At 58.0% G+C, this 25,517-nt stretch carries 22 protein-coding genes and 1 tRNA gene; 13 read left to right on the forward strand and 10 right to left on the reverse strand.

Going from position 1 to position 25,517, the window contains the following annotated elements; all coding sequences use genetic code 11:
* The first annotated feature begins 108 nt into the window (after positions 1-108).
* Both GRI35_RS05640 and GRI35_RS05645 read left to right on the forward strand, forming a co-directional pair.
* Positions 109-1,161: an aspartate carbamoyltransferase catalytic subunit gene (locus GRI35_RS05640; protein WP_160613254.1), complete on the forward strand. Its 1,053-nt coding sequence runs from the start codon at positions 109-111 to the stop codon at positions 1,159-1,161.
* Positions 1,158-2,384, forward strand: a complete 1,227-nt coding sequence (locus GRI35_RS05645; RefSeq protein WP_160613255.1) for a dihydroorotase — start codon at positions 1,158-1,160, stop codon at positions 2,382-2,384. The genes GRI35_RS05640 and GRI35_RS05645 overlap by 4 nt, the downstream gene beginning before the upstream one ends.
* Before the next feature lie 7 nt (positions 2,385-2,391).
* Here the strand turns inward: GRI35_RS05645 and GRI35_RS05650 are convergent, their stop codons facing one another.
* Complete coding sequence (locus tag GRI35_RS05650; protein WP_160613256.1) at positions 2,392-3,657, reverse strand: DUF418 domain-containing protein; 1,266 nt, start codon at positions 3,655-3,657, stop codon at positions 2,392-2,394.
* 95 nt (positions 3,658-3,752) lie between these two features.
* A complete protein-coding gene (locus GRI35_RS05655) occupies positions 3,753-4,919 on the reverse strand; it encodes an SPOR domain-containing protein (RefSeq protein WP_160613257.1) in 1,167 nt (388 codons plus the stop codon).
* Positions 4,920-5,185: 266 nt separating this feature from the next.
* Here GRI35_RS05655 and GRI35_RS05660 point away from each other — a divergent pair, with 266 nt between their 5' ends.
* The 5 genes from GRI35_RS05660 to bfr all read left to right on the forward strand — a co-directional run bounded on the left by GRI35_RS05660 (position 5,186) and on the right by bfr (position 8,999).
* A complete protein-coding gene (locus GRI35_RS05660) occupies positions 5,186-5,902 on the forward strand; it encodes a ParA family protein (protein ID WP_160613258.1) in 717 nt (238 codons plus the stop codon).
* Positions 5,903-5,924: 22 nt separating this feature from the next.
* A complete protein-coding gene (locus tag GRI35_RS05665) occupies positions 5,925-6,602 on the forward strand; it encodes a hypothetical protein (protein WP_160613259.1) in 678 nt (225 codons plus the stop codon).
* A gap of 37 nt (positions 6,603-6,639) precedes the next feature.
* The gene (locus GRI35_RS05670) at positions 6,640-8,010 is read left to right on the forward strand and encodes an SPOR domain-containing protein (protein WP_160613260.1); all 1,371 of its coding nucleotides are present in this window, start codon (positions 6,640-6,642) and stop codon (positions 8,008-8,010) included.
* A gap of 169 nt (positions 8,011-8,179) precedes the next feature.
* Positions 8,180-8,371, forward strand: a complete 192-nt coding sequence (locus GRI35_RS13805; RefSeq protein ID WP_160613261.1) for a (2Fe-2S)-binding protein — start codon at positions 8,180-8,182, stop codon at positions 8,369-8,371.
* Between the two features lie 136 nt (positions 8,372-8,507).
* Positions 8,508-8,999 (forward strand): bacterioferritin, encoded by a 492-nt coding sequence (gene bfr, locus GRI35_RS05680; RefSeq protein ID WP_160613262.1) that lies wholly within the window; start codon positions 8,508-8,510, stop codon positions 8,997-8,999.
* On the opposite strand, the gene GRI35_RS05685 is transcribed toward bfr, so the two are convergent.
* Complete coding sequence (locus GRI35_RS05685) at positions 9,000-11,012, reverse strand: acyltransferase family protein (RefSeq protein ID WP_160613263.1); 2,013 nt, start codon at positions 11,010-11,012, stop codon at positions 9,000-9,002.
* A gap of 27 nt (positions 11,013-11,039) precedes the next feature.
* Entirely contained in the window at positions 11,040-12,521 is a 1,482-nt protein-coding gene (der, locus tag GRI35_RS05690) for a ribosome biogenesis GTPase Der (RefSeq protein ID WP_160613264.1), read from the reverse strand.
* A 152-nt stretch (positions 12,522-12,673) separates the two neighbouring features.
* Here der and GRI35_RS05695 point away from each other — a divergent pair, with 152 nt between their 5' ends.
* Entirely contained in the window at positions 12,674-13,423 is a 750-nt protein-coding gene (locus tag GRI35_RS05695) for a CHAP domain-containing protein (protein WP_160613265.1), read from the forward strand.
* Positions 13,424-13,680: 257 nt separating this feature from the next.
* On the opposite strand, the gene GRI35_RS05700 is transcribed toward GRI35_RS05695, so the two are convergent.
* Positions 13,681-13,995, reverse strand: coding sequence for a DUF3297 family protein (locus GRI35_RS05700; RefSeq protein WP_160613266.1), 315 nt, complete (start codon positions 13,993-13,995; stop codon positions 13,681-13,683).
* Between the two features lie 146 nt (positions 13,996-14,141).
* Between GRI35_RS05700 and GRI35_RS05705 the strand changes: the two genes are divergently transcribed.
* Positions 14,142-14,226, forward strand: a tRNA-Leu gene (locus GRI35_RS05705).
* 70 nt (positions 14,227-14,296) lie between these two features.
* Positions 14,297-15,898 (forward strand): trigger factor, encoded by a 1,602-nt coding sequence (tig, locus tag GRI35_RS05710; protein WP_160613267.1) that lies wholly within the window; start codon positions 14,297-14,299, stop codon positions 15,896-15,898.
* A 55-nt stretch (positions 15,899-15,953) separates the two neighbouring features.
* Here tig and GRI35_RS05715 read toward each other — a convergent pair whose 3' ends face one another.
* Positions 15,954-17,306, reverse strand: a complete 1,353-nt coding sequence (locus tag GRI35_RS05715; protein WP_160613268.1) for a cation:proton antiporter — start codon at positions 17,304-17,306, stop codon at positions 15,954-15,956.
* Positions 17,307-17,470: 164 nt separating this feature from the next.
* Here GRI35_RS05715 and GRI35_RS05720 point away from each other — a divergent pair, with 164 nt between their 5' ends.
* On the forward strand, positions 17,471-18,694 hold the full coding sequence (locus GRI35_RS05720) for an acyltransferase family protein (RefSeq protein WP_160613269.1): 1,224 nt from the start codon (positions 17,471-17,473) through the stop codon (positions 18,692-18,694).
* Here GRI35_RS05720 and GRI35_RS05725 read toward each other — a convergent pair.
* The gene (locus GRI35_RS05725; RefSeq protein WP_160613270.1) at positions 18,691-20,820 is read right to left on the reverse strand and encodes a TonB-dependent receptor plug domain-containing protein; all 2,130 of its coding nucleotides are present in this window, start codon (positions 20,818-20,820) and stop codon (positions 18,691-18,693) included. The genes GRI35_RS05720 and GRI35_RS05725 overlap by 4 nt on opposite strands.
* 262 nt (positions 20,821-21,082) lie before the next feature.
* On the opposite strand from GRI35_RS05725, the gene GRI35_RS05730 reads away from it, so the two are divergent.
* Positions 21,083-21,787, forward strand: coding sequence for an ATP-dependent Clp protease proteolytic subunit (locus tag GRI35_RS05730; protein ID WP_160613271.1), 705 nt, complete (start codon positions 21,083-21,085; stop codon positions 21,785-21,787).
* A 206-nt stretch (positions 21,788-21,993) separates the two neighbouring features.
* Positions 21,994-23,265: an ATP-dependent Clp protease ATP-binding subunit ClpX gene (gene clpX, locus GRI35_RS05735; protein ID WP_160613272.1), complete on the forward strand. Its 1,272-nt coding sequence runs from the start codon at positions 21,994-21,996 to the stop codon at positions 23,263-23,265.
* Positions 23,266-23,634: 369 nt separating this feature from the next.
* On the opposite strand, the gene GRI35_RS05740 is transcribed toward clpX, so the two are convergent.
* From GRI35_RS05740 to GRI35_RS05750, 3 genes are all read right to left on the reverse strand, one after another.
* Positions 23,635-24,201: a fasciclin domain-containing protein gene (locus GRI35_RS05740; RefSeq protein WP_160613273.1), complete on the reverse strand. Its 567-nt coding sequence runs from the start codon at positions 24,199-24,201 to the stop codon at positions 23,635-23,637.
* Positions 24,202-24,276: 75 nt separating this feature from the next.
* Entirely contained in the window at positions 24,277-24,993 is a 717-nt protein-coding gene (locus tag GRI35_RS05745; protein ID WP_160613274.1) for an anti-sigma factor, read from the reverse strand.
* Positions 24,990-25,508: a sigma-70 family RNA polymerase sigma factor gene (locus tag GRI35_RS05750; protein WP_160614778.1), complete on the reverse strand. Its 519-nt coding sequence runs from the start codon at positions 25,506-25,508 to the stop codon at positions 24,990-24,992. The genes GRI35_RS05745 and GRI35_RS05750 overlap by 4 nt, the downstream gene beginning before the upstream one ends.
* Positions 25,509-25,517 lie beyond the last annotated feature (9 nt).

Below are 25,517 nucleotides of genomic sequence, written 5' to 3' on the forward strand. Positions count from 1 at the left end.
GAATTGCCTCTAAATCTAATATTGCAGCCTAGTTAGGGACACATCGGTAATATCGCCAGTCGAAACCGCTTGAGCCGCAGACCTGCCTCGACTAATGGCCTCACTTTAATGACATCGACGCACTCCTCATCCGGTACCAAGCGGGAATATCCTGCAGGGTCACTGGCCTTTCCGCACCGCGATCTGCTCGGCATTGGCCAGCTGGAACGTCACGAAGTTCTGTTTCTGTTGGATGAAGCCGAGCAATGGGTCGATCTGAACCGGCAGACCGCGAAACACAGCGATACTCTTGCGGGGCTGACGATTATCAATGCGTTTTTTGAAAACTCCACCCGGACACTGTTGAGTTTTGAAATCGCGGGCAAACGTTTGGGCGCAGATGTGGTCAATATGCACGCCGCGCAGTCGAGCGTGAAGAAGGGCGAGACGCTGATCGATACCGCGATCACGCTCAACGCGATGCGGGCAGATGCGATCGTGATCCGCCATGGCTCCAGCGGCGCGGTGGAACTGATTGCGAGCAAAGTCGATTGCCCGGTCTTAAACGCCGGAGACGGGCAGCATGAGCACCCGACACAGGCTTTGCTCGACGCGCTTGCGCTGCGTCATGCTCTGCGCGAACGCGGACACAATGCCGATGACTTTACTGGCCTGACCGTCACGATCTGCGGCGATATTCTGCATAGCCGCGTGGCGCGGTCCAACATTCTGTGCCTGACAGCGCTGGGCGCTTCGGTCCGCTTATGCGCCCCGCCAGCGCTCATGCCTGCCGAGGTTGAAGCGATGGGCGCGACGCCGTTTAGCGATTTCGATGCCGCGCTGGATGGCAGCGATGTGGTGATGATGCTGCGGCTCCAGACCGAACGGATGGAAGGGCAGTTTATCCCTTCGGCGCGCGAATATCATCATCTGTTCGGCCTTACGCAAGAACGCCTGCAACGCGCGGCTCCCGATGCCCTGGTGATGCATCCCGGCCCGATGAATCGCGGGGTCGAGATCGATAGCGAAGTCGCCGATATGATCGGACGCTCGATTATTACGCGGCAGGTCGAGATGGGCGTTGCGATCCGGATGGCAGCGCTCGATGTGCTAACGCGCAAAACACGCGGAATTGACGGCTGGGCCAACGCGCTGTCAGCTAATGGGGAGCGCTGGGCATGAAGCAGCAAGCGCCTCTTACCATCACAAACGGCCAGATTGTCGGGCCAGCCGGATTGACCTCTGGCGCGGTTCGCTGTGTTGATGGCGTAATCGATAGTGTCGGCGACGTGACACCGCAGGACGGCGATACCCTCGTCGATGCCAAGGGCAAACTCATTACGCCGGGGCTGGTCGATTTCGGCGTATTTGCCGTCGATAAGCCAGCATTTCACTTTGGCGGGATTACGCGCGCAGCGGTGATGCCCGATCAAAGCCCTCCGCTCGATTATCCCTCACGCGTGCGGTTGGTCGCCTATAGCGGTAAGCCCGACCTGTGGGTGCATCCGCTAGCGGCTGCGACCAAGGGACTTGAGGGCCGTGAACTGGCCGAAATCGGCCTGATGAAGGATGCCGGTGCACGCGGAGTAGCAACGGGGCGCGGATGGATTGGAGATTCGGGCGCGATGCTCCGGCTGTTGCAATATGCAGCGATGCTCGATCTGGTGGTTGTGTCGCATGCTGAGGATGCTGGTCTTTCGGGTACAGCGTCTGCAACTGCAGGCAATATGGCCACGCGTTTGGGTCTGCCTAGTGCGCCTGCCGAGGCGGAGGCTTTGGCCGTCGCACGCGATATCGCGCTCGCCGGAATGGCTGGTGCGAAGCTACATATTCGGCAGGTAACGACCCAAGCATCGCTCGATCTGGTGCGTTCAGCGAAGGCTCGCGGCGTTCAGGTTACAGCTGGTGTCACGCCCGCACATTTCATGCTGTCCGATCTCGCGACGGCGGAGTTCCGGACTTTCGCACGGCTGTCTCCGCCTCTCAGGAATGAAAGCGACCGGCAAGCCGTGATTGAGGCGATTGGCGATGGTACTATCGACGTCATAGCGTCAGGCCACGATCCCCGCGGTCCGGAGGATAAGCGCCTTCCGTTCGCGGATGCGGAACCGGGTATGGCCGGGGCGGAAACGCTGCTCGCGATGACGCTGACATTGGTGCGGGATAAAGTGATCGACATGCCACGTGCGTGCGCATTGCTCGCCGCCAATCCGGCGAAACTGCTCGGCGTTCCATGCGGTCAGATTGCCGCTGGCCTGGAAGCCGATCTATGTATCGTCGATCCGGACAAGCCGTGGGTCGTCGACTCAAGCCAGATGGCGGCAAAAGGCGGCAACACGCCGTTCGACCATCAGCCGACGCAGGGCAGGGCGCTCTCCGTTTTCAAAGGCGGAGTGCAGCTTTAGTTTCGACTTACCGCTTGAGCGGGAACAGCTTTCCGTAAGTCAGACAGCGCCACAGCCATTCAAGCGGACCGAAACGGAAGTGCGATAGCCACGGCTTCGACCACAGCAGCATGATCGCCCATGCGACGAGCACGACGATATACAGCTGCGGCCGGTTGAGTTCACCCCACAACCCGCCAGCCCAAGGGTGGAAGATCAGCATCATCAGTACCGATGTGCCGAGATAATTGGTGAATGCCATGCGTCCAGCGGCCGTGAACCGCTGCCCCAGCCATCCGGTCGCTTTCGGTCCCCATAGCGCAAGCAGCGCGGCCAGACCGATAATAACGGGCAGGCGCGGCAGTCCCGAAAATCCGACAAATGCCGAAAGTGTGCCCCAATAGGTGAAGCCTATGCTTTGCGCCCATAGCGCAATCGGCACAGTCATCAGCGTTCCTGCGATAATGCCGATCCAGCCCCACATACGCTGCTTGGCAGGGTCTAACTCCCCGCTGAAAAACCCGTATCGGAACAGCCCCATGCCGATTAGCATCAGCGGCAGGGTTTCAAAAATAAACAGGAACAGCATGAAGCCAATGTCTCCCGCATGGGCGGTGACATTGTGGCTCACGAAATCGGCATAACTGCCTTGCGTCAGTATCGGGATTTCTGCCGCGCGCTCGGCCATATCTTCGGCCTTGCCTTGCGCCAGCCCTTCTCGCATTTCGGCCATGGCGGCCTGCTCGCCCCATTCGGTTTCGGCGACGAAATAGGCCGGCCCCATAAACATTGCATAGAACAGCATACCCGCAATGTAGCCAAGGATACCTGCTCTCAGCTGCGCTTTCGCTGACCAGCGCAGACATGCCATCGCGGCGAAGCCAGCGATCGAGTAGAGAATGAGGATATCGCCGCGCCAGATGAAGAAGAAGTGGATCAAGCCAAATATCAGCAGAAATGCCAGCCGGCGGGCTTGTAACCAGCGTGTTTGCCCTTTGGCCCACGCCTTTTCCATAAACAGCACCAGGCCCGCACCGAACAACAGCGTGAACAGACCGCGCATCTTTCCGTCGATCAGGACGAATTGCGCAACCCACATCCACCCTGCATCATCTGCATGCGGCGCGACGAAACCGTCAGGCCACATATAGGCGGAGAACGGTTGACCGAACGCGATGATATTCGCGGCCAGAATACCCAGCACTGCGATACCGCGGGTGAAATCCAGACCGAGCAATCGCGGTGTCTGTGTCGCGGATGCGGGCAGAACCTGCTCGCTAGTACTGTCACTCATTCGAAATTCCCCTCACCGCAATCGCTAGCAGCATGCGGTAAACGGGGGAATATTTATCTATGAGTTGCTAGTCAGCGTCGACGAAACCGCGACGCTTAGCGAGTAACCAGGCAATCTTGCCCGCTGCGTTTCAGTGTATTGCACGCGTTTTGGGCGCTGGAACGGCTTGGATACCCGCCTGCTTGCAGCTTCACGACGCGGCCCGCAGGCACCACGAACTTTTGTTTGCCTGACAAAACCGCATTGTCCGACAGACGCGACCACAGTCGGTCGGCATTGCTGCGCACACCAAATGCACCGAGCTGTACGCGCCATGGCCCATTTGCGCTTGCCGAATTCGCAGCAACGCGGCGCGGAGCAGGTGGATTGGGATCAGCGGCAACTTGAGCTGTCCGCACCGGAGCCGTCCGGGCGGGGGCGGGCGTAGCTTGCGTCGGCACCACAAAATCAGCGCCTGCGCGGGCCGGGCTTTCGGTGCCGGTCACACGCGCGGCCTCGGCCACAGCGGTTTGCGCTGCGGCAACTGAGGGCGGGACTCTCATAGATTGGATTGGCTCTGGAATACGCGTCACAGAGCTGGGCAGTGGCGAGCGGGCAGATGCGCTTGCTTGCCGTGGCGGCGAAGCGGATGCCGCCGGTTTGACCGTCACGCCCAATTCGTCCGAGGCGATTTGCTGCGCCAGCGTTGTATTGGCATCGCGCTTCAGCTTCTGCGCCAGCACTTGCGCCTCTTGGCGCTGCGCCAACGGAATAAAATCATCCATTTGTGTGATCGCCGGTTTGGCCTGGGCAAATCCGGCGGAGTTCGACAGAGTCATCAGGGCATAAGCGCGAACCCAGTCCTTACCCACCAGATCGCCATTGAAGTGCCCGATACCCAGTAAATACTGCGCGCGCGGATTGCCGCGTTCGGCAGCTTTGATGATGTAAGGCATCGCCTCTTCACGGCGGCCGCTTTGGAAAAGCAAAAGGCCGTAAGTATCGGTCGCCTTGATGTGCCCCTGCGCCGCAGCTTTCGCGATCAGGATTTCTGCCTGTTTGGAATTCTGCTCTACGCCGCGCCCCAACCGGTATGCCTGCGCCATGTTAAACTGTGCATCAGCATTGCCCTCTGCAGCCAAGTCGCGCCATTCGCGCACGGCGGCTTTATAGTCGCCGCGATTCCATGCTTCGTACCCAGCATTGAGCTCTGCCATAACAGGTGCAGCGACAGCCAGTGTCGCGGCGGCTGCGAGAAGAGAAAGTGCACGTGATCGTATCATACTGTCGAGAGACCCTTATTAAAATCGGTCCGGTTCAAATCATGTTCGTGGCGGCTTCATAGTGAATGAGGCGTTAGCATTTCGTTTCTATGCTGACTTCTCCGTTAACCAAGGCAGCAATCTTAGGATTCCAGCGACTCCAACCTGATATCTCCTTCATGCCATGTAAGTCTCGTTAACTCAAAATTAGGGGTATCCTGCGATCTCAGCATCCGAACCGCAATCGTGCGGCTTTGTAAGTTAACGGATTCTAGGGGGACCAGGCCTTGCGAGTACTGGCATTAGCATCGCAAAAGGGTGGATCGGGTAAAACCACGCTTTCGGGACATCTGGCAGTTCAGGCGCAGCGCGCCGGGGCCGGACCGGTCGTTCTTATCGACATTGATCCGCAAGGGTCGCTGGCCGATTGGTGGAATGAGCGTGAAGCAGAATATCCTGCTTTTGCGCAAACCACCGTCGCTCGTCTTGCGAATGATCTTCAGGTTCTGCGTCAGCAGGGCTTCAAACTGGCAGTGATCGACACGCCGCCAGCGATTACTCTGGCCATCCAATCGGTTATCGGCGTTGCCGAGTTGATCGTTGTGCCAACCCGCCCGAGCCCGCATGATCTGCGCGCTGTAGGTGCTACGGTTGATCTGTGCGAACGCGCAGGCAAGCCGCTGGTGTTTGTGGTCAATGCCGCAACGCCGAAAGCCAAAATTACATCGGAAGCTGCCGTCGCGCTGTCACAGCACGGCACCGTTGCCCCGATCACGCTTCACCACCGCACGGATTTCGCCGCCTCTATGATCGATGGCCGCACCGTGATGGAAGTCGATCCAGAAAGCCGCAGCGCAGCCGAGGTTACCGCACTTTGGAACTATATGGCTGACCGGCTTGAGAAGAATTTCCGCCGCACAGTGTTCGCGGCACCAGGTTCGGTCTCGCAAGTTGCACCGGCTCACCGTCCAGGCGGAGGCTTCGGCCGCCGCGTCGCCCAGTAAGCGGGGGATCAGGACACACGTCATGGACGACTCGAACTTTGCCTCTCTCAGCCCGACTTTGCTAGCCCGTAAGGGCGGTGCGAAGCCGGCTATGCGCCCGCAAATGGCGCCGCTCACAGCGGGTAGCGCTGCGCAAAGCCTGGAAGACCTGGGCTGGAACGATATGGGCGCCGAAGACGATGCGCCCAAGCATGATGCCGAAGTCGCGCATCTGACACCGGCACCGGCCAATCCCGAAGCGGATGCGGAAGCGCAGGAACTGGCCGAACAGGCTGAAGCAGCCTTGACCGACCTCCTGGCCGAAAAGCCCGTAGTGCGCCGCCAGCAAGAAGGTCTTTATGCGACGTTGAGCCCAGCTGAGGCCGGTTCCAGCGAAGGCCAAGAATTCGAAGAAGAGGACGAGCCGGAACAGCGAGAGGAACAGCCCGTCCAGGCGGACGCTTTGCCCGTCGAAGAAGTGCCTCAAGAGCCTGCACCGGTTCAACTGCATGCGAAACCATCGCGCAACCGCCGCTCCGCGCTGGATCGCGGCAAGCGCGCTGCCTTTACTCTGCGTCTTGATGCGGATCGCCATCTGAAACTTCGCCTCGCCTGCACGCTGCGCAATCGCAGTGCCCAGCAATTGGTGACCGAAGCTCTCGACCAACTGCTCGGCGACATGCCCGATGTGGATTCACTCGCCGCGCAAGTGCGCACCTGATTTGACACGAAGACCAAGAGCAAAAGGGAAACAGACAATGCCCAAGATAGCCAAACAAAACCGGGCCATCATGCTGGCCGTTACGACTGCCCTTGCAACCACCACTCTGGCTGGTTGCGCATCGTCGCAGGCTGCGCCGCGTGCTGATTTCTCCGCGCAAAAAGCGCAAAATGCACTGGTCAAAGGCAAGACAAGTCAAGCAATCGCCCATGCGGAAGAATCCGTATTGGCTGAGCCGCGTAACGCCGGTTACCGCGCGATGCTCGGCGCCGTGTACATGGAATCAGGCCGTTTTCAGTCGGCAGCCACAAGTTTCAAAGACGCCATGACGCTGGGCGACAACAGTTCGCGTACGGCATTGAGCTATGCGCTCGCCGAAATCGCTGCGGGCAACAACTCTGCTGCGCTGGCAACTCTCAGCGAGTACCGCGATTCGATTGATCCTGCCGACCTGGGCCTGGCATTTTCACTTGCGGGCAATCCTGAGCGCGGCATTCACATATTGGGCAACGCTCTGCGTGCGGGTCAGGCAACACCAAAAGTTCGCCAGAACCTGGCCTATTCTTACGCTCTCAAGGGTGAGTGGCGGGCTGCTCGTCTGATGGCGGCAGAAGACGTGCCGGCCGATCAGGTCAGCGACCGTATCGGTGAATGGGCGCAGACTGTCCGACCCGAATATTTCCAATCACGGGTTGCCAACCTTCTGGGTGTTCCGCTGGTCGGCGATACCGGTCAGCCTGCGCAATTGGCGCTTTCAGATGCTGTAACAGCAGAGCAGCTGGCTGCCGCCCAAACATCCGGTCTGGATCCAGTCCAAGTCGCTGATGCACCGATGGCATCACCTGACTACGCACTGCCACCAATGGGCGGCGAGTTGCCAGCTGTTGGAGCACAGGTCGCTGTTGCGCCCGCACCGGCACCTATTGTTGGCGCGGCGCCTTCTCCTGCAGAAGAGTCCACGGGTTTCGTTGCTGCATTCGCCGAACCAACGCCAACCGGAGCGACGCTTGCGGACATCACCAGCAGCGCCGTTCGTTTCGTATCGAACCCGGTTGTCCAGAAAACGCCAGCCAGCACCGCGGCAAAAGCTGCTGCCGAGTCACGCCCAGTGGCCCATGGTGAGCATCTCATTCAACTCGGCTCGTTCTCGACCGAAGCCAGCGCTAAACGGGCTTGGGGTATCTATGCCAAGCGTTATCCGCAACTGAAAGACTATGACATGGTCATCACCGAAGCACGTGTGCGCGGCAAGAAATATTTCCGCGTTTCGGCAGGCGGCTTCAAGAACGCCAGCGCACGCAGCATGTGCTCGACCGTGAAAGCGAAAGGCCAAGGCTGCATTACTTGGGCGGCAAATGCGCCGCTTCCAGGTGCAATTGACCGCGGCGTGCGGATGGCCAGCCGCTAATTCTCGTACCGGTTTTGCCGGTCAGCAAAAATTTTGCATAACAGCGAGAGCGCCCTTCCGGTTTCGGGAGGGCGCTTTTCGCTCTCAAGTCTCTGCAAATGATTCTCAAAAGCGCTTGCTATTGCGAGTAAGTCGCATTACCTCTCTTCCATCGAAGGAGATTGCCCGCGTGTATATTTGCATTTGCAACGCCATCAGAGAAAGCGATCTGCGCCGTGCTGCGTGTGCGAATAATGGTGACGTGGAAGCTGTATATGCCTGCATGGGAAAGCGCCCGAATTGCGGTCAGTGCCTCGAAGATGCCCAAGCGATTGTCGATGAAGAGCGCGAAATGGCGCTGATGCCGGCCTACGCCGAGTAACTTCCGGACCGTTTTCCTACTAACGCAAATCACTCGCAAATGGCGGAATTCTGCCGTTTTTTCGACGTTTCCGCTTGCTAAACTGCCGCCCTGCGGCGCATAGGCTGTGGCATATCCCCTAATCAGGAGACGTGCCATGAAGGGCGACAAGAAAGTCATCGAATTTTTGAACAAGGCTCTCACTAACGAGCTGACCGCGATCAACCAATATTGGCTGCATTACCGCGTGCTTGATGATTGGGGCGTGACCAAGCTCGCTGAATATGAGCGGCACGAATCGATCGATGAAATGAAGCATGCCGACCAACTGGCCGAACGCATCCTGTTCTTGGGCGGATTGCCAAACTTTCAGGCGATCCACAATTTGCGGGTTGGCGAGACGGTCGAGGAGATTCTCAAAGCCGATCTCGCAGTCGAACATGACGCAATCCCGCTACTGATCGATGCAATCGAATATTGCGAAACCGCGCGCGATTATGTGACCCGCGATCTCTTCGCCGGCATCCTCGCGAGCGAGGAGGAACATGTCGATTTCCTCGAAACCCAGTTCGATATGATCGAACGAATGGGACTGGAAAATTACGTGCAGTTGCAAAGCCAGGCCGCAGGCGATGGCGGCGCGGGATAATTACCTGTCGTTTTTGTCCGGGGCGGCAACCAATTTTCGCCCGTGCAACTGCTCAAACACTCCGGCGGCAATATCTTGCGAGAACGCCCAGTCTGGGTGGTGGTCGTCGATATAGAGTGCCTCGCCGTTACGTTCGTTAAGACAGCGCCCTGATTGCTCGCTACACACCATAGGTGCAGTGCGCACGACCGAGATTGCTTCGTTCTGTTCCAGACGATCAAACATCGTGATAATGTCGCGATTGGCGTCCAGATAGGCGTCGTAGCTGGTGGTGAGCGGATCATCGGGGCCGATGCCCATTTGACGGCGGCGGGCCATGGCATGTTTTACCAGCCAGCCAGCCTCGGGTATCATATCGACAATAACCAGAGGCACATCTTTCGACCAATCGCGCAAGGCAGTCTCGACCCGCTCGACCGGGTTATTGACCAATTCACCATCTGCAACCATCGGCATTGACCGGCCAAATTCCTGGCCGCCTTCGCGATTGTTGAACGGATTACCTTGAATAAAGCCCCGCCAGCGGCTCGACAGTATTACCGGCGCCGGGAAATCGTGTGTCAGTTGACGCGTTTGTGCTTTCAGATCCGTGCAGGTCTCCGATTGACGGGTGCGCCCGACAGTCTGGACGGGCATACAGCCGCTTTCCCACAGCACGATCAACTTCATATTATTGCTATCGGCAAGCTTGCCCACAGCCTGCGAGATTGATCGCGCGTGGGAATCGCCGATCAAATAGATGGTGTTTCCCCGTTCGTAACAGGCCGCGATCTTCGCACGCAAAATGTCGGGCTCTCGCTCGGAAATGACGCATTTACCCGTTAAGCCGCGCGAATAGGCTTTCTTCGCAATGAGTTCTCTCACTTCGGGCGAGAAGCGCCCTTCTAAGCCATCGGAAAAATACAGGCCGACGCCGATGATGAATGTCACAGCCAGCGCGCCGAGGGAGCCTGCAAAAATCTGCTTCTGGCTGAAACGCGACCGATCACGGAACGGGGCTTCGATAAAACGCCAGCTGAGATAGGCCAGTGCCGCGCTGATCACGATGGCGATAGGCATCATGATGCCCAATGGGTCGGCGATGTAGAGGTGCCTTGCATATGCGAAAACTGGTTGGTGCCAGAGATAGGCGCTGTAAGACGCGAGCCCGATTGCGACCATCGGTTTCCACGCCAGTGCGCTGCGAACGATCCCGCCATCGCGCGCGAACAGCACTATCATCACCGTCCCAAGAACCGGAGGAACGGCGTAGAGGCTTGGGAACGGCGTGGTAGAATCGAGCCAGAAAATCGAACCGAAAACCAGCGCGAATCCGGCCATGCTCCCGATCTCGCGGGTGGACGCCGACCAATTGGCGGGTGCGCGGTGCAAGAAAATCGCCGCCAGAACACCGCTGAGCAATTCCCAAGCGCGTGTGTGCGGATAGAAGAATGCGACATCGGGGGAGGCGCGCACCGTCAGCTCGGCCGCTGCCAGACTGGCAATCAAAAGACCTGCGAACACTGCCGATGCTTTGCGCGCGCCCAGCTTCCACAGCAGGAATATCAGGACCGGGAAGACCAGATAGAACTGCTCTTCGACTGACAGGCTCCACGTGTGGATCAGCGGTTTGAACTCGCTGACCGCGTCGAAATATCCGGTCTGGCGGGAGAATACGATATTGGACAGGAAAGTCGCGACCCCGGCCATACTGCTGCCCAGTCGCTGTATGTCCCCGGGAAACAGCAAGACCAGGCCAATCAGCACCGTGCCGAGCACCATCGCGAACAAAGCCGGGAAAATCCGCCTCGCCCGCCGTTCCCAAAACTCAAGGAATGAGAATGTGCCTCGATCGAGGTCTTTGAGGATCAGCGAACAAATCAGATAGCCGCTAATGACAAAGAATACATCGACGCCAACGAACCCGCCGGAAAACAGCGAATACCCCGCGTGATACAGAATGACTGCGACCACTGCGACAGCGCGTAAGCCGTCAATTTCCGGTCGGTAGGAGAATGCGGCTGGGGCTACCATATCGCTGTGTTGTAACCCGGAATGCCCTTAGCGCTCCGTGCGCTCCTGCTTGGAGGCCTGCTGGCGGACGTGGTACGGATTTTTAGCGCTTTTCAGACCGACGCGGACCGGCACGGCGTCAAAACCCAGATGCTTGCGAATGCCGTTGACCAGATAGCGTTCATAGCTTGTTGGCAACGAGTCCAGCCGGGTCCCGAACACCACAAAGCGTGGCGGGCGGGTGCCGACCTGGGTGATATAGCGCAGCTTGATGCGCTTGCCGCCGGGAGCAGGGGGCGGATTGTTGTTGAGCGCATCATCGAACCAGCGATTGAGCGCTGCCGTTGGCACGCGCTTCGACCAATTGCTGCGGTGTTCGAATGCGGCGGCCAACATGGTGTCGATGCCTTTGCCGGTTTTGGCAGAGACAGCGAAAAGCGGAACCCCGCGAACTTGCGCGAGACCTTCATTCAATGCCTCACGAATGCCGTTGAACAGGCTGGAGGCGTCTTGCGCAATGTCCCATTTGTTGATCGCGATCATCAATGCGCGGCCTTCTTCAAGGACTTGCGAGGCGATTTTGAGATCTTGATGCTCGAGCCCTTGTGTCGCATCAAGCAACAGCACCACCACTTCGGCAAAATCGATTGCCAGTTTGGCGTCCTGAACTGCGAGCTTTTCCAGCTTTTCGGTTACGCGGGCGCGCTTGCGCATCCCGGCGGTGTCGATCAAACGGATATCGCGCGCTTCGCCAGTGCTTGGGTCGGTCCATTGCCAGTCTACCGCAATCGAATCGCGGGTGATGCCAGCCTCAGGGCCGGTCAGCAGGCGATCCTCGCCCAACATCCGGTTGATGAGTGTTGATTTGCCCGCATTGGGCCGACCGACAATTGCCAGCTTCAACGGGCCTGTATCGGGCTCGTCTTCTTCGAAAAATTCCTCGCCGGCTGCCTCTGCTGCAGCGCGGGCCTCATCGACGGCGAGTTTTCTGTTGTGAGCGATTTCTGCCTTTTCAGCGGCAATCCGCGCTTCGCTATCGCCGATGATAGGCCATAACGCGCCAAACAAATCGGCAATGCCTTCACCGTGTTCAGCGGAAACGGGGATCGGGTCGCCAAAGCCGAGCGCATAGCTTTCATAGATGCCTGCCTCGGCGGCTTTGCCTTCTGCCTTGTTGCAGACCATCACGACGGGCACTTTCTGGCTCCGCAGCCACAGCGCGATTTCCTCGTCCAGCGTCGTGACACCGGCGCGGGCATCAATCACCATCATCGCAGCATCGGCCCCGACAAGGCTGACTTCGGTCTGTTTGCGCATTCTGCCGGGCAGTGTGTCGGGATCGTCATCTTCCCACCCTGCGGTGTCGACGACTTCGAATTTCAATCCGGCGATCTCCGCATCACCGCTGCGGCGGTCGCGCGTCACGCCTGGCTGATCGTCGACAAGCGCGAGCTTCTTCCCAACCAAGCGGTTGAACAGCGTGCTCTTGCCGACATTGGGCCGGCCAATAATGATGACTTGCGGAAGCATAATGCGCCGCAGGTGGCGGTTAATACCGCGAATGGCAAGGTTTGAGTGACAGGGCCCAAGCGTATTTGCGCGTGCCACGAATATTCATGGTTATTTCTGGTTAACCGTGTCCGGCAGGGTGGTTGCAACCCTAACACAGCATTAGGGACGGCATGCTACACCGCTTTACACCCCTTATTGCCGCTGCTGCGCTTGTCGGAACCATAACTATCACGGCGAGCAGAGCCGAAGCTCGCGAAAGTATCAACCAATCGCGCGAATTGCCGCCCTATCTACAATGTGTACCCTATGCCCGCGAAGTTTCGGGCATCAACATATACGGCGATGCATACACTTGGTGGAAGCAGGCCGAAGGTAGGTTCAAGCGCGGCAATCGCCCTAAAGTAGGCGCGGTGATGGCGTTTGAACCGCACGGCAATATGCAGCTGGGCCACGTGGCTGCGGTCAGCAAGATCGTGAACAGCCGCACCATTTTGCTGCGGCACTCCAATTGGTCGCCAATCAATGGACGCCGCGGCCAGATCGAGAACGATGTGCGCGCGGTGGACGTATCGCCGGGTAATGACTGGAGCGAAGTCCGCGTATGGTATCACCCGATACAGGCACTGGGCAAAACTGCATGGCCGATCCATGGCTTTATTTACTCGGACACGGCGCCAAATTTCGAGAGGCCGTCTTTCAGTGCGCCAAAGCCTCGGACGCAGATCGCCCGTGCGCCTGCCGCGAACCCGGTATCGCGCAAGCCTTCGCGTGCCTTTGCAAGCGCATTTGCCAGCCTGTCAGCCAAGCCGGCCCAGCGTGTGGCATCGCACAGAGCGCCGCGTCCTACGGTACAGATGACGCGCGTGCAGCACGGTAATGTGAATGATCGCGTAAAAGCAGCTGTTTCGCTCTACGATTGAGAGAGTCTGTTTGTTTTGGACCCTCAGTCGCCGGGCGCTGGCCATCCGGCCAGCTTGGCTGTCCTCGCTAACGCTCGGGCGGGCCGGTCGGCCCTTTGGCTGCCGCGACCAAGGTTCTTGGTGCCAGCTGTCTATCGAAGCGCGTGTTCCTGGTCGCGGCAGCCAGAGCGCGACCGCGCGCCGCCGTTAGGCGCAGCCAAGTGGACGGATGTCCACGCTGGCGCTTGAAGCTAAACAAATAAACCAGCGAAAGCCGGTTAGGCTTTCGCCACGGGCGGCTCGTCGCCCAGATCTTCGTACCACGCCTCGACTTCGCCTTTCAGCTTGATCGTCAGAGGCTGGCCTTTACGGTCCAGCGTCTTGCCCGCTTGCACGCGGACCCAGCCTTCGGAGATGCTGTATTCTTCGATATCGGTGCGCTCCCGGCCTTTGAACCGGATGCCGATGCCGCGCTGTAGCTTATCGCCGTCAAAGAACTTGCTGCGCGGGTTCACACAGATGTGATCGGGCGGCACGTCTGGTCCGGCTGCAGCGGGTGTCTCTGGGCTTTCTGGGGTGTTTTCATCACTCATGTGCGCCCGATAGTCGGACATTGTGTGCCTCGCAAGACCCTGCACGCCACAGACCGTGCTTGCCCTTTTCATCGGGGCCTTTTAAGGGCGCACCCTTGCTCGCGAGTCTCGCGCCAAAAGGTGTGGGCGTGCGGCTTCGTTCGTGTGCGGGCGTGGCGGAATTGGTAGACGCGCTGGTTTTAGGTACCAGTATCTTACGATGTGGGGGTTCGAGTCCCTTCGCCCGCACCATATTTGCGCACGGGAATGAAGTCGGAAAGCTCGAAATTATACGATTTTATAAAGGTTTAAATAGCGGATCATGCAAATTAAAGAGACCACGAACAAAGGCCTCCAGCGCGCCTATACGGTGACCATTCCCGCAGCAGATATCGCCAGCCGGGTCGACGCAGAGGTCAAGAAGATTGCCCCGCAGGTCAAAATGCCCGGCTTCCGCCCCGGCAAAGTGCCTGCGAATCTGGTCAAGAAAATGCACGGCGAGCAGCTACACGCGCAAACCGTCAATGATGTGATCCGCGAATCAGTCGATGAACTGATGAAAGAAAAGAAGCTGCGCCCTGCGATGCAGCCGGTGATCGACCTCGAAGAAGGGTATGAAGAAGGCAAAGACGCCAAGCTGACCGTGGAGCTGGAAGTTCTGCCGGTTATCGACACGCCTGATATCGACAGTCTGAAGCTTGAGCGTCTTACCGTTCCGGTGAGCGACGAGGCGGTTGATGAAGCGGTCAAGAATATCGCTGACCAGCAGAAGAGCTACAACGACGCGCCGAAATCGAAGAAGGCCGGTGACGGCGATCAGTTGATCATTGATTTTGTTGGCAGCATTGACGGCGAAGAATTTGAAGGCGGCAAAGCAGAAGACGCGCCGCTGGTGATCGGTTCAGGCCAATTCATCCCCGGCTTTGAAGAGCAACTGGCTGGCGTGAAAACCGGTGATGAGAAAACCATCACCGTGACTTTCCCTGAAGATTATCAGGCAGAGCACCTCGCCGGTAAAGACGCGCAATTCGCGATCACGGTGAAGCAAGTCAAAGTCGAAGGCGAAAGCAAAATCGACGATGACTTTGCCACCTCGCTCGGCCTCGACAGCCTCGACAAGCTGAAAGAGCTTCTCAAAGGTCAGCTGGAACAAGAGACCAACGGTCTGACCCGCACGCAGATGAAGCGCCAGCTTCTCGATCAGCTCGCCGCTGGACATGATTTCGATGTGCCCAACAAGATGGTCGATGCCGAATTCGACCAGATCTGGGCCCAGCTTCAGCAAGAAGCCGCGAAGGACGAAGATCCTGAGGGCGCGCTGAAGGAAATCGAAGCCGAGAAAGACGATTACCGCAACATCGCCGAGCGCCGCGTGCGTCTTGGTCTGCTGCTGAGTGAAATCGGCCAGAATAACGGCGTTGAAGTCAGCCAGCAGGAAATGAGCATGCTCGTCCAGCAGGCGGCCCAGCAATATCGCGACGAAGATCGCGAGCGTTTCATCCAGTACATCCAGCAGGAGCCAATGGCTGCGGCCCAGCTTCGCGCGCCTCTCTATGAGGACAAGGTCGTCGACTTCCTGTTCGAGAAGGCCGACGTTACCGAGCGCGAAGTGACCAAGGAAGAGCTTGAGGCTGCTATCGAAGCAGACGAAGAGGCCGAGGAAACAGCCGCGAAGAAGGGTGCCAAGAAGAAGCCTGCGGCCAAGAAAAAAGCTCCTGCGAAGAAAGCGCCGGCCAAGAAAGCCGCTCCTAAAAAGGAAGCTGCCAAAAAGGCCCCGGCTGAGAAAGCACCGGCCAAGAAAGCAGCCGCAAAAAAGGCTCCAGCCAAAAAAGCACCGGCCAAGCCAGCTGCGAAGAAGGCTCCAGCGAAGAAGCCAGCCGCGAAAAAGGCACCGGCTAAAAAGGCTGCTGCAAAGAAGAAATAATCCAGCTTTCTGGACAATCGGCGGGCGGTATGCGGGAGCATATCGCCCGTTTCTTTTAGCGGGCCTGATCGCTTGCGGATTCTATTTCCAAAGTTTTCTCACCATCGGGTGATAGCGAATGCATCGCCTCATTTTCGCCTAAATGAATATGTCCGCCGCGCGCTTCGACCCATTCGATTCCCCGGCCCGATGCGATGCCGTGCACAACGATTGATACAAGGATCGTGAAGGAAATGGTCGCCCACAGGATATCGACATCTGTAAAGTCGCCGTGGTTCTGGCCATAAGCCATGTAATAAATCGATCCCATTCCGCGGATGCCCAGAAATGCGACGGCAAATTTGCCTGCCCAAGGAAGCGGGCTGAGCGATTCCGACAGCACCCCGCTGGCCGGACGGATCAGGAAGATAAGCGCGAGGCCGACAAGAGCGGCAGGCACAGTGAGCGCATCCAATATCCCGCCAGCGAGCATCCCGCCAAAACCCAGTAGAACCGCGACCAGGACGATCTTTTCTATCTGGTCGATGAAATGGTGGCTCATTTTGTGGTACCGGCTGGCGTTTTCGCGCTGGCGTGCGGTTACCGCGCCAACAAACACCGCGATAAATCCGTATCCTTCGACAAGTTCTGCCACACCGTAAGCCAGCAGCAATGTGCCCAATACAATCAGGCCTTCGCTGGTGGAATACACTTCGGGCCCGTCGTCCTGCTTGTCCGCCGGACCATCTGCTTCGCGTTCGAATACATACCACGCGCCCAATCGGCCGATGCCGTAGCCGACAGCCGTACCCGCCAGAATCCGCCAGACAAAATCGAGCGCAAACCATTCCAGCGTCCAGCCCCCGATTGTCGTGGCACCGATTGCAGCGATCGCAAGATAGGTAAACGGGAATGCAAGCCCGTCATTGAGGCCGGCTTCGGCCGTCAGACTGAAGCGCAGATCGTGCCGCTCGTTGTCGCCCGGCGGGCCGACCTGGACGCTGCGTGCCAGAACCGGGTCGGTTGGTGCCATCGCTGCACCGAGCAGGATTGCGCTGGCCGGAGCAAGACCCAGAGCCCACCATCCCAGCCATGCGGTGAGAGCGATCGTGAGAGGCATTGCGATCAGAAGAAGCGGCCATATCTGCCGCCAGTTTTTCCAATTTACCGGCCGGTCAATCGCAATTCCGGCAGCCGCCAACGAAGCGATCACAATAAATTCGGTAACGTATTCGAGCGTTATCGCATTGAGCGTGTCGCCCACCGGATTGAGATTGGGCAAGCCCAGCGGCATTGAAAACAACAGATAGCCAACCCCGACATACAGCACGGGCAGCGGGATAAGACTGCGCGACAGTTTTCGCTCCAGCATCACGGCCAGCATCAGAGCCAGCCCGAAGATCGCAAAGAACAGAATGCGCGCGTCCATGGGGTATTAACCGGAAAAGCGGCGCAGTGGTTCCCTGCGGCCCGGTTAACTTTACGCGAAGCCCGCGTTCCAAAGTGACACGGCGCCATCTCTTTTGTCCAAATTTTACGATTTTGGGCTAGCTGACATTGCGGGGGGCGGAACAATTGTACCGGAGTGATCCGATGAGTGCTGTTACGCAGAATAAGCATTACCATGATATCGACGGTGCGCGGTCGGTGCTGATGTTCTTGTCCGTCGCGCTGCATGCAGGGACGGTATATGCGCCTGCGCGGCTATGGATCACAACCAATACTGCGCGGCACGAATTTTTTGATTGGCTGATTTTCGGTTTTCACCTGTTTGTTACGCCGACCTTCTTCTTCGTGGGCGGCTTCTTCGCGGTTCTGCTACTGACCCGGCGAACGGTAGGCGATTTTCTGCTCAACCGGTTGCTGCGCACGGGCGTACCGCTGGTGACGATCGCGATCACGCTCAACATGATCGAGCTTTATCTGCGCTATGTCGATGCGGGCGGTAGTGAAAGCCCGTTTGGCTGGATTGGCAGTGCGAACTTCGTCGAGGTCTGGTCCAGCGGTTTGTGGGCGCTGCATCTGTGGTTCCTTGTCAGCCTGGTGCCAATGTTCTTCCTCGCGGCATTGATAGAGAAGATTGTACCGCGCGAATCCGGACTACGCGGGCGCGCCGTTGCAGTGCCGGAATGGCTGGCGGTGGCGTTTAAATCGAGCGCTGCCTTCGCATTCTTCTTGCTGCTGCTGGCCGCCGCGAACACCGCGAATTACCTTGTCGCGGGACAAGTGCCCGGCGCATATGAGCTGATCTTCCCCGGCTTCCAAAGCTGGTACAAGCTGGTCAGCGAGTTCCCATTCTTTGTGATCGGGGTAATGGCGGCTTTGTCTCCGGCCTTTCTGGCCACACTGGTCAAGTGGCGCTGGTATATGCCCTATGCGGCGGCTGCGGCGCTGATCCTGCAACCTTACGCCAATCCGGAGCAGAGCGAGCTGCTGTCGCTGTTCATGCTGTTCGCGAACCAGTTAGCGATCTGGACGATCGTGCTGTTTATCCTGCAATTCTTCCATCGCTACTTCATCAACGGCGGACCGCGCACCGCATGGCTCGCCGACTGTGCGTTGTCGATGTATCTGTTCCACCATTGCCTGGTCTATGTTTACGGGCGCTGGCTGGTGCCGGTGGAGTGGCCGATCTGGCTGGAATTCTCGCTACTGACGGCTGCCTCCGCGCTGACCGTGATCGTCGTCCACGAATATGTGGTCCGCCGTTTCGGCTGGGCGCGGCTGCTGTTCAACGGCAAGACCGATATCGACAAGATCCGGGCAAAGCGGGAACGTAAAGCTGCGGCGGGTACGCCGGGACTGGCAGCGGCCTAAAAATTGCCGCTTACGCTAAAGCGGAATATCGGTCCGATACGAGCCACTCGGTTCTCGACGAACAGCACCGGATCGACATCACGGCTGCCATCATAGACGGTGCGGTCGAAGAAGCCGTCACCGCCCAGCAGATTGCCGGCTTGCGCATTCACCGTCAGACCGAAGACGTCTTTGTGTTCGATAAAGATGTTGGCGAATGTCGGGCCTTCATATTCACGCCCGACTTCGCCGCGCCGGAAATACTGGTTGTTGCGTGAGTAAAAGATATTGGTGCCATAAGCGATATCGCTGCGCGGAATATCGTGGCGGAACTCGGCGCGGTAGCGCTGATTGCGCTGACCGGAGAACGGCCGGTCAATACCGTCCAACGGGTCGCGGACATTCGTCTCGACAATCTGGAATTCCAGATCGACCTGCGCACCGGGAATACCCAGCGGATCGAATTTGAGCGTGGTGTTCCAATCGAAATCAGTACGTGTGGCCTTGTCGATATTGCCGCGCGCCTCGCCGCCCCCGGTCAGCGGAATGACATCAATATAGTCCTCTATTCGGCGATGGACGATCGACAGAGTGGTCGAGCCCCATGCGCCCAAATTTTTGCTGATCTCGAGATCGAGGTCCCAACTTTGCTCGGGCACCAGCTCGTTATTGCCATCGTTCTGGTTGCCTTGGTCGAGGAAAACCCGCGCGAGAACATCGCCGAAGGAGAGTTGCCCGACGCTCCGGCGCAGCTCCAACGAAATGTCCAAACCATCCTGCGGCCGCCAAGCCAGCGATGCGGAGCCTTTGGGGCGCTTGAATTTGCGCGCATTGGCTGCCGCACCGGTTTGCTTGATGTTGGAAAATTCCATGCCACCGGATGTTTGGAAGCCAAGCCGGTCGGTGATCTGCTTGCTGACGCTGAGGATGCTTTCGTAGCGATCCTCTGTCACGCCGCCGGTTCCTTCGGGAAAGGCTATTTCCACAAAATCGCCATCCACCACTTCGAAAAGGCTGGCGACACGGTCGAGCCGGTTGAACGCTGCTTCGCCCGAGATTTGCCAATCGGCATCGAGCATGTTCCAGCTATATTCGGCGCGCCCGATCCGCTCGCCTTCGTCCGCGTCGGAGATGAAGCGGCTACCTGTATCGTCGGAGCCATCGGCAAATTCCGTGACCAGCGTCTGGGTAAACACACCGCCTTCGAAGCCTTCCAACCCGATCAGTTTCAGACGGCCGGGACCGAGCGGGAATTCGATATCGGCACTGATCTCATACTCGGTTTCGCGATTTTTCCGGTCGCTGCGCTCATTGCGATCAACCAGATTTGGGCCGAATTGGAACTCGGTCTGGTTCCGATCAAAAAACTCTTTCTCGTAAGACAGGTTGAGATTAGCGGTCACTTCATCGCTGAAATCATATGTCAGATTGGCGGAGACCGATGGTTGGTCAAATGCACCGGGGGAGTAGAAGTCCTGTGTCTCGATCAATGTGCCGTTCGCGTCGCTGATCAAGCCCGTGCCGACGCCGCCGAAGCGGTTATTGGTCATTTCGAATGCGAGAGTATAGCCGAGCTTGCCGAGCGCTCCGGAAATTGATGCTTCACCGCCAAAATATTCTTGCCGGTCGGTTAGAGGCCGGAAACCTCCGCGCCATTCAAACTGGCCCGATAGGCCGCCGCCCGAAGTGAATATGTTGGCAACTTGTCCGGTGAGGCCGGGTATGTCGAGCGTGGTCCCGTCAACAATTTCGATTCTGACGACTTTGTCAGCCGGGATGCGCGCCAGTTGGTCGCTTGCGCTATCGGACTTGCTCGACAGGCGTTTGCCATTGATGAGCACATTCTCGTCTGCCTGACCGAGGCCGCGGCTGCCACCGTTACCTCCCTGAATATTGAAGCCGGGAACTTCCCGCAGCATGTCAAGCGCGTTGCGCGGAGCGAACTGCGCGAAATATTCAGGCATATAGGAAGTTCCGCCGGTGCCGGTGGTGCTTACATTTGGTCCGGCCGGTGCCGCAGCGCTCTCGGTGCCACTGGTGGCTCGCTCGATATCACTTTCCTGCGCGGCAAGTGAGGCTCCCGTCCACAAGGCGGTGCCTGCCAGCAGGGATGATGTCAGGCGCAATAAAGCGGTATTGCCGTCCATGATTTTCAGTCCTCCCACGTGCCTTGTGCAATTGGTGAGTTTTGAACAACAGTTAGCTTCGACAGGTGGATCAAATTCCACGATAAACACCATTAACCCCAGGCAACAAGAGATGTGCCGTTTACCGCTGTAGACGAACGGAGTTTCAGCTGAATTACTCGGTTCCATCAACAGCCATTTTCGCGCGAAGGGTTAACGCCCTTGAACATCGCGCTGGCAGTCGCGACATAGGTGTTCAAAATTCACTGAAGTTAGGAATATCATGATCGACGTCTCAGAGCAGCTTGGCGACACCTACGGCACGCAAGGCCAGTTTTCCCGTGACCCACTAACCGGCGCGCTGGTTCCGATGGTGGTCGAACAAACAAGCCGCGGCGAACGCAGCTTCGATATCTTCAGCCGCCTGCTGCGCGAACGGATCGTGTTTGTGACCGGTCAGGTCGAAGACGGCATGGCCTCGCTGATTACCGCGCAATTGCTGTTCCTGGAAAGCGAGAACCCTTCCAAGCCGATCAGCATGTATATCAACTCGCCCGGCGGCGTGGTGACGGCTGGCATGGCGATCCATGACACGATGCAATACATCAAGCCGCGTGTGTCGACCGTATGTATGGGGCAGGCCGCATCGATGGGCAGCTTCCTGCTCGCAGCGGGTGAGCCGGGTATGCGCGTGGCGCTGCCGAACAGCCGGATCATGATCCACCAGCCTTCGGGCGGTGCGCGCGGTATGGCCTCGGATATCGAAATTCAGGCCCGCGAGATTCTGCGGATCAAGAAGAGCATGAACGATCTCTACGTCAAATATACCGGCAAGAAATTGTCCGAAATTGAAAAGGCGATGGACCGCGATACTTTCCTTGAGGCCGACGAAGCGATGAAGTTCGGCTTGGTCGATAAAGTCTTCGAAACACGCCCCGAAGGCGAAGAATCGGATGATGAGAAGGGCAGCGGCGGCGCACCCGAGTAAAGTTTATGTCGCCCTCACTAGGGCAAGTTTGTGTAAGTTTCGCCCCAGTGCGGGACGTTAACTGTAGCATTTCAGCAACCCTGTCGCTTCAGGTACCTGTAAGGGGTGTCTGCTAGCGATGGCTGGTTGATTATCAATTATCCGGCTTTACAGTCGGTCGAATCCTCTTGCCCCCGTTGGGCAGGATGGACTCGGGAAGACGGGATATGACGAAATTGAGCGGAACTGATTCCAAAAGCACACTCTATTGCAGCTTCTGCGGTAAGTCGCAGCATGAAGTGCGCAAACTGATCGCGGGACCAACCGTGTTCATTTGCGACGAATGCGTCGAGCTGTGCAACGATATCATTCGGGAAGAAACCAAAGCCGGCATCGCTGGCGGCAAGGGTGACGGCGATGTGCCGACGCCGATGGATATCTTCACCACGCTCAACGATTATGTGATCGGCCAAGACCGCGCCAAGCGCGTCCTCTCCGTCGCGGTCCACAACCACTATAAGCGGCTCAAGCACGGTGGCAAATCGGGCGAGGTGGAGCTGGCAAAATCGAATATCTTGCTCGTCGGTCCAACCGGCTGCGGTAAGACTTTGCTCGCGCAGACGTTGGCGCGCACCTTCGATGTACCTTTCACAATGGCTGACGCGACCACACTGACCGAAGCGGGCTATGTCGGCGAAGACGTCGAAAATATCATTCTCAAGCTGCTGCAATCCAGCGACTATAATGTCGACAAGGCGCAGCACGGCATCGTCTACATCGATGAAATCGACAAGATTACCCGCAAGGCAGAAAACCCATCAATCACCCGCGATGTGTCGGGTGAGGGCGTGCAGCAGGCTCTGTTGAAACTGATGGAAGGCACCACTGCTTCCGTTCCGCCGCAGGGCGGGCGCAAGCATCCGCAGCAGGAATTCCTGCAAGTCGACACCACGAACATCCTGTTCATCTGTGGCGGTGCGTTTGCCGGTCTTGAGAAAGTTATCGCTGACCGTCTGCAGAAGCGCAGCATCGGTTTCGGCGCGCATGTTGCCGATCCGGACAAACGCCGCATCGGCGAATTGCTCGAAAAATGCGAGCCCGAAGATCTGCTGAAATTCGGCCTGATCCCTGAATTTGTCGGCCGTTTGCCGGTTATCGCGACTTTGCGTGATCTGGATATTGGTGCGCTGGTGGAAATCCTCAGCGAGCCGAAGAATGCACTGGTCAAGCAATATGCCAAGATGTTCGAACTTGAAGATGTCGAACTGACCTTCAAGCAAGACGCTCTCGAAATGATTGCGAAGAAAGCCATCGAACGCAAGACCGGTGCGCGCGGACTTCGTTCAATCGTCGAAGGTATCTTGCTCGATACGATGTTCGATCTACCCGATATGGACGGCGTGACCGAAATCGTGATCGACAAGGATGTGGTCGAAGGAACGAAAGAACCCATCCGCGTAGTCGGCGGCGAGAAAGCCAAGAAGGACGAGGCTGCTTAGTTTGTTTAGCCTCAAACGCCGGCGCTCGCATCCGCTCGCTTAGGCTTCCGCGCTAACCGCGCGTCGGGCAGTCGCCCTCTGGCTGCCGCGACCAAGAACAGGAGCAAGATAGATAGCTGGCTCTGATCCGGTCGGCGACCAGCCGACCGCAAGGCCGGAGTCGAAGCCAAAGGCGCAGACGGCCGAAGGCCACCTGTACGGCCGCCCGAGCCTATGCGAGGTAGCCAAGTGAGCCGGATAGCTCGCGACCGGCGAATGGGGGACTAAAACAAAAAACGAAAACCCCGCTCGGCCGGAGGAATGGCCGAGCGGGGTTCTTTATGCGCTGCGTGTTTGGGGGAAAATCGGCAGCGCAGGAAGGGTAAGCGATCAACCGGGCAGGAAAACGCCGTCGGTTACGTGGATCACGCCGTTCGATGTCTTCACGTCGGTTTGCGTTACCGCTGTCGCGTGGCCTGCTGCGTCGGTGATGACCACGGTGTCGCCGGAGAGGCGCGCAGTCAGGGTGCCGCCGGACAGGGTGGTGACAGTGGCGCTGCCGCCATGCTTCTTGATCAGGGCGACCAGATCGGCTGCGCTCACATTACCGGCGACTGCATGATAGGTCAGGATGCTGGTCAGTTGGCCCTTATTCTCGGGCTTTACCAATGTCGCGACTGTGCCGTCTGGCAGCTTTGCGAACGCCGTATCGGTTGGCGCGAAAATCGTGAATGGGCCAGGCCCAGATAGAGTGTCGACCAGACCGGCTGCTTGCACAGCTGCGACCAGAGTTTCATGGACGCCGGTGCTCATCGCGGTTTGCACGATGTTAGGCTGGGCCTTAGCGGCAGTCTTATGATGATGTGCCGTTGCCGGCACCGCGGTGAGAGCTGCGCCACCGGCAATCGCGGCAGTTGCGGCAAGACCAAGAGCTTTAAGTGATTTCAATTTAGACATGTGTATCTCCTTTTTTCATCAAGCCCCGTCCTGCTTGTGATGGAGATACGCAGCCCGCGGGTCAGCGGATGCAAATTATATTTGGGTGAATTCCCCCTGTGCGACCACGGGTCCAGCCTCTCCGCCCTTCGGCGCGCCGCCCAATGGTTCGCGCGTCAGAACCATCTGCGAGCCGTCGGAAATGAGCGATGCCAGTGCAGGATCAACGGCGACACGGCGTTCTGCGCCCGGGACCACTACGCCAAGCGTTTTTGCGCCATCATCTGCCACCAGCCACAATTCATGATCGTGCACGCCGTCCGCCGTAAGGCCGCTCGCAGAAACCAGAATCTCTTCGCGCTCGGGCAAGTATGTAACGGCCAGCCTTAACGGTGTGTCGGCGATTGGAATATTGGCCATCAGCGGCGCGTCAGGCTGCGCCGGTTCTTCGCCGGTTCCCAGAATGGCCGGGAATGCAAAGAAGGCGAGAGCAATCGCGGCAGCGGCGGAGAACATGCTGGCAAATTGCCAGTTTCGCACGCGCTTCTGAAGCGAGACGACATTATCGTTGCCCGCAACCGGCCTGCCTGCGATTTCGGTTTCGATCCGCGCCCAAAGTTCCGGACCGGGTACCAGATCGGGTTGTGCAGCCTGCAAATGGCTGAGTTTCTCTTCCCACACAGCGACTTCAGCAGCAAACGCCGGATCGCTCGCCATCAGTCCGCGTGCCTGTAGCAACTCCTCACCTTCGAGCAGGCGCAATGCGTACTCGGCGGCAAGACGTTCCCTCTCTGTCAGTTTTGGAGCGCTCATATTTCGAGACACCTTTTCAATTTGGCGAGGCCTCGGCGGACCCAGCTTTTCATCGTTCCTAGCGGAACATCGCGGGCTTCGGCCAGTTGCGCATAGGTCGCGCCGTTGAAGAAGGCGGTGCGGATTGCATCCTGCTGTCGTTGTTCGAGTTCACCCAAGCAATGGTGGATCTTCGCATCGCGTTGCTCGGTTTCTAGCATGGCATCGGCGAGCGGAGCATTGTCCGTGATTTCCATCGCTTCATCAACCGGCACAGCGCCGCGCTGAACCTTGCCCGTCCGCAAGCGGTCTATCGCGCGGTTGCGCGCCAAGATCGCCAGCCAGCTAATCGGACTGGCGCGGTCGGGATCATAGCGGTCTGCGCTACGCCACAGATTTATATAGACATCCTGCAATGCGTCCTCGGCTTCATTTCGCTCCCCCAAGATACGGAGACAGATGCCAAATAGTTTCGCCGAAGTTGCCTGATAGATAAATTCCAATGCCGAACGGTCACCATCCGCAAGACGCTTCATCGCAGCGTT

Source organism: Pontixanthobacter aestiaquae (assembly GCF_009827455.1).
In the GTDB taxonomy this organism is placed as follows: domain Bacteria; phylum Pseudomonadota; class Alphaproteobacteria; order Sphingomonadales; family Sphingomonadaceae; genus Pontixanthobacter; species Pontixanthobacter aestiaquae.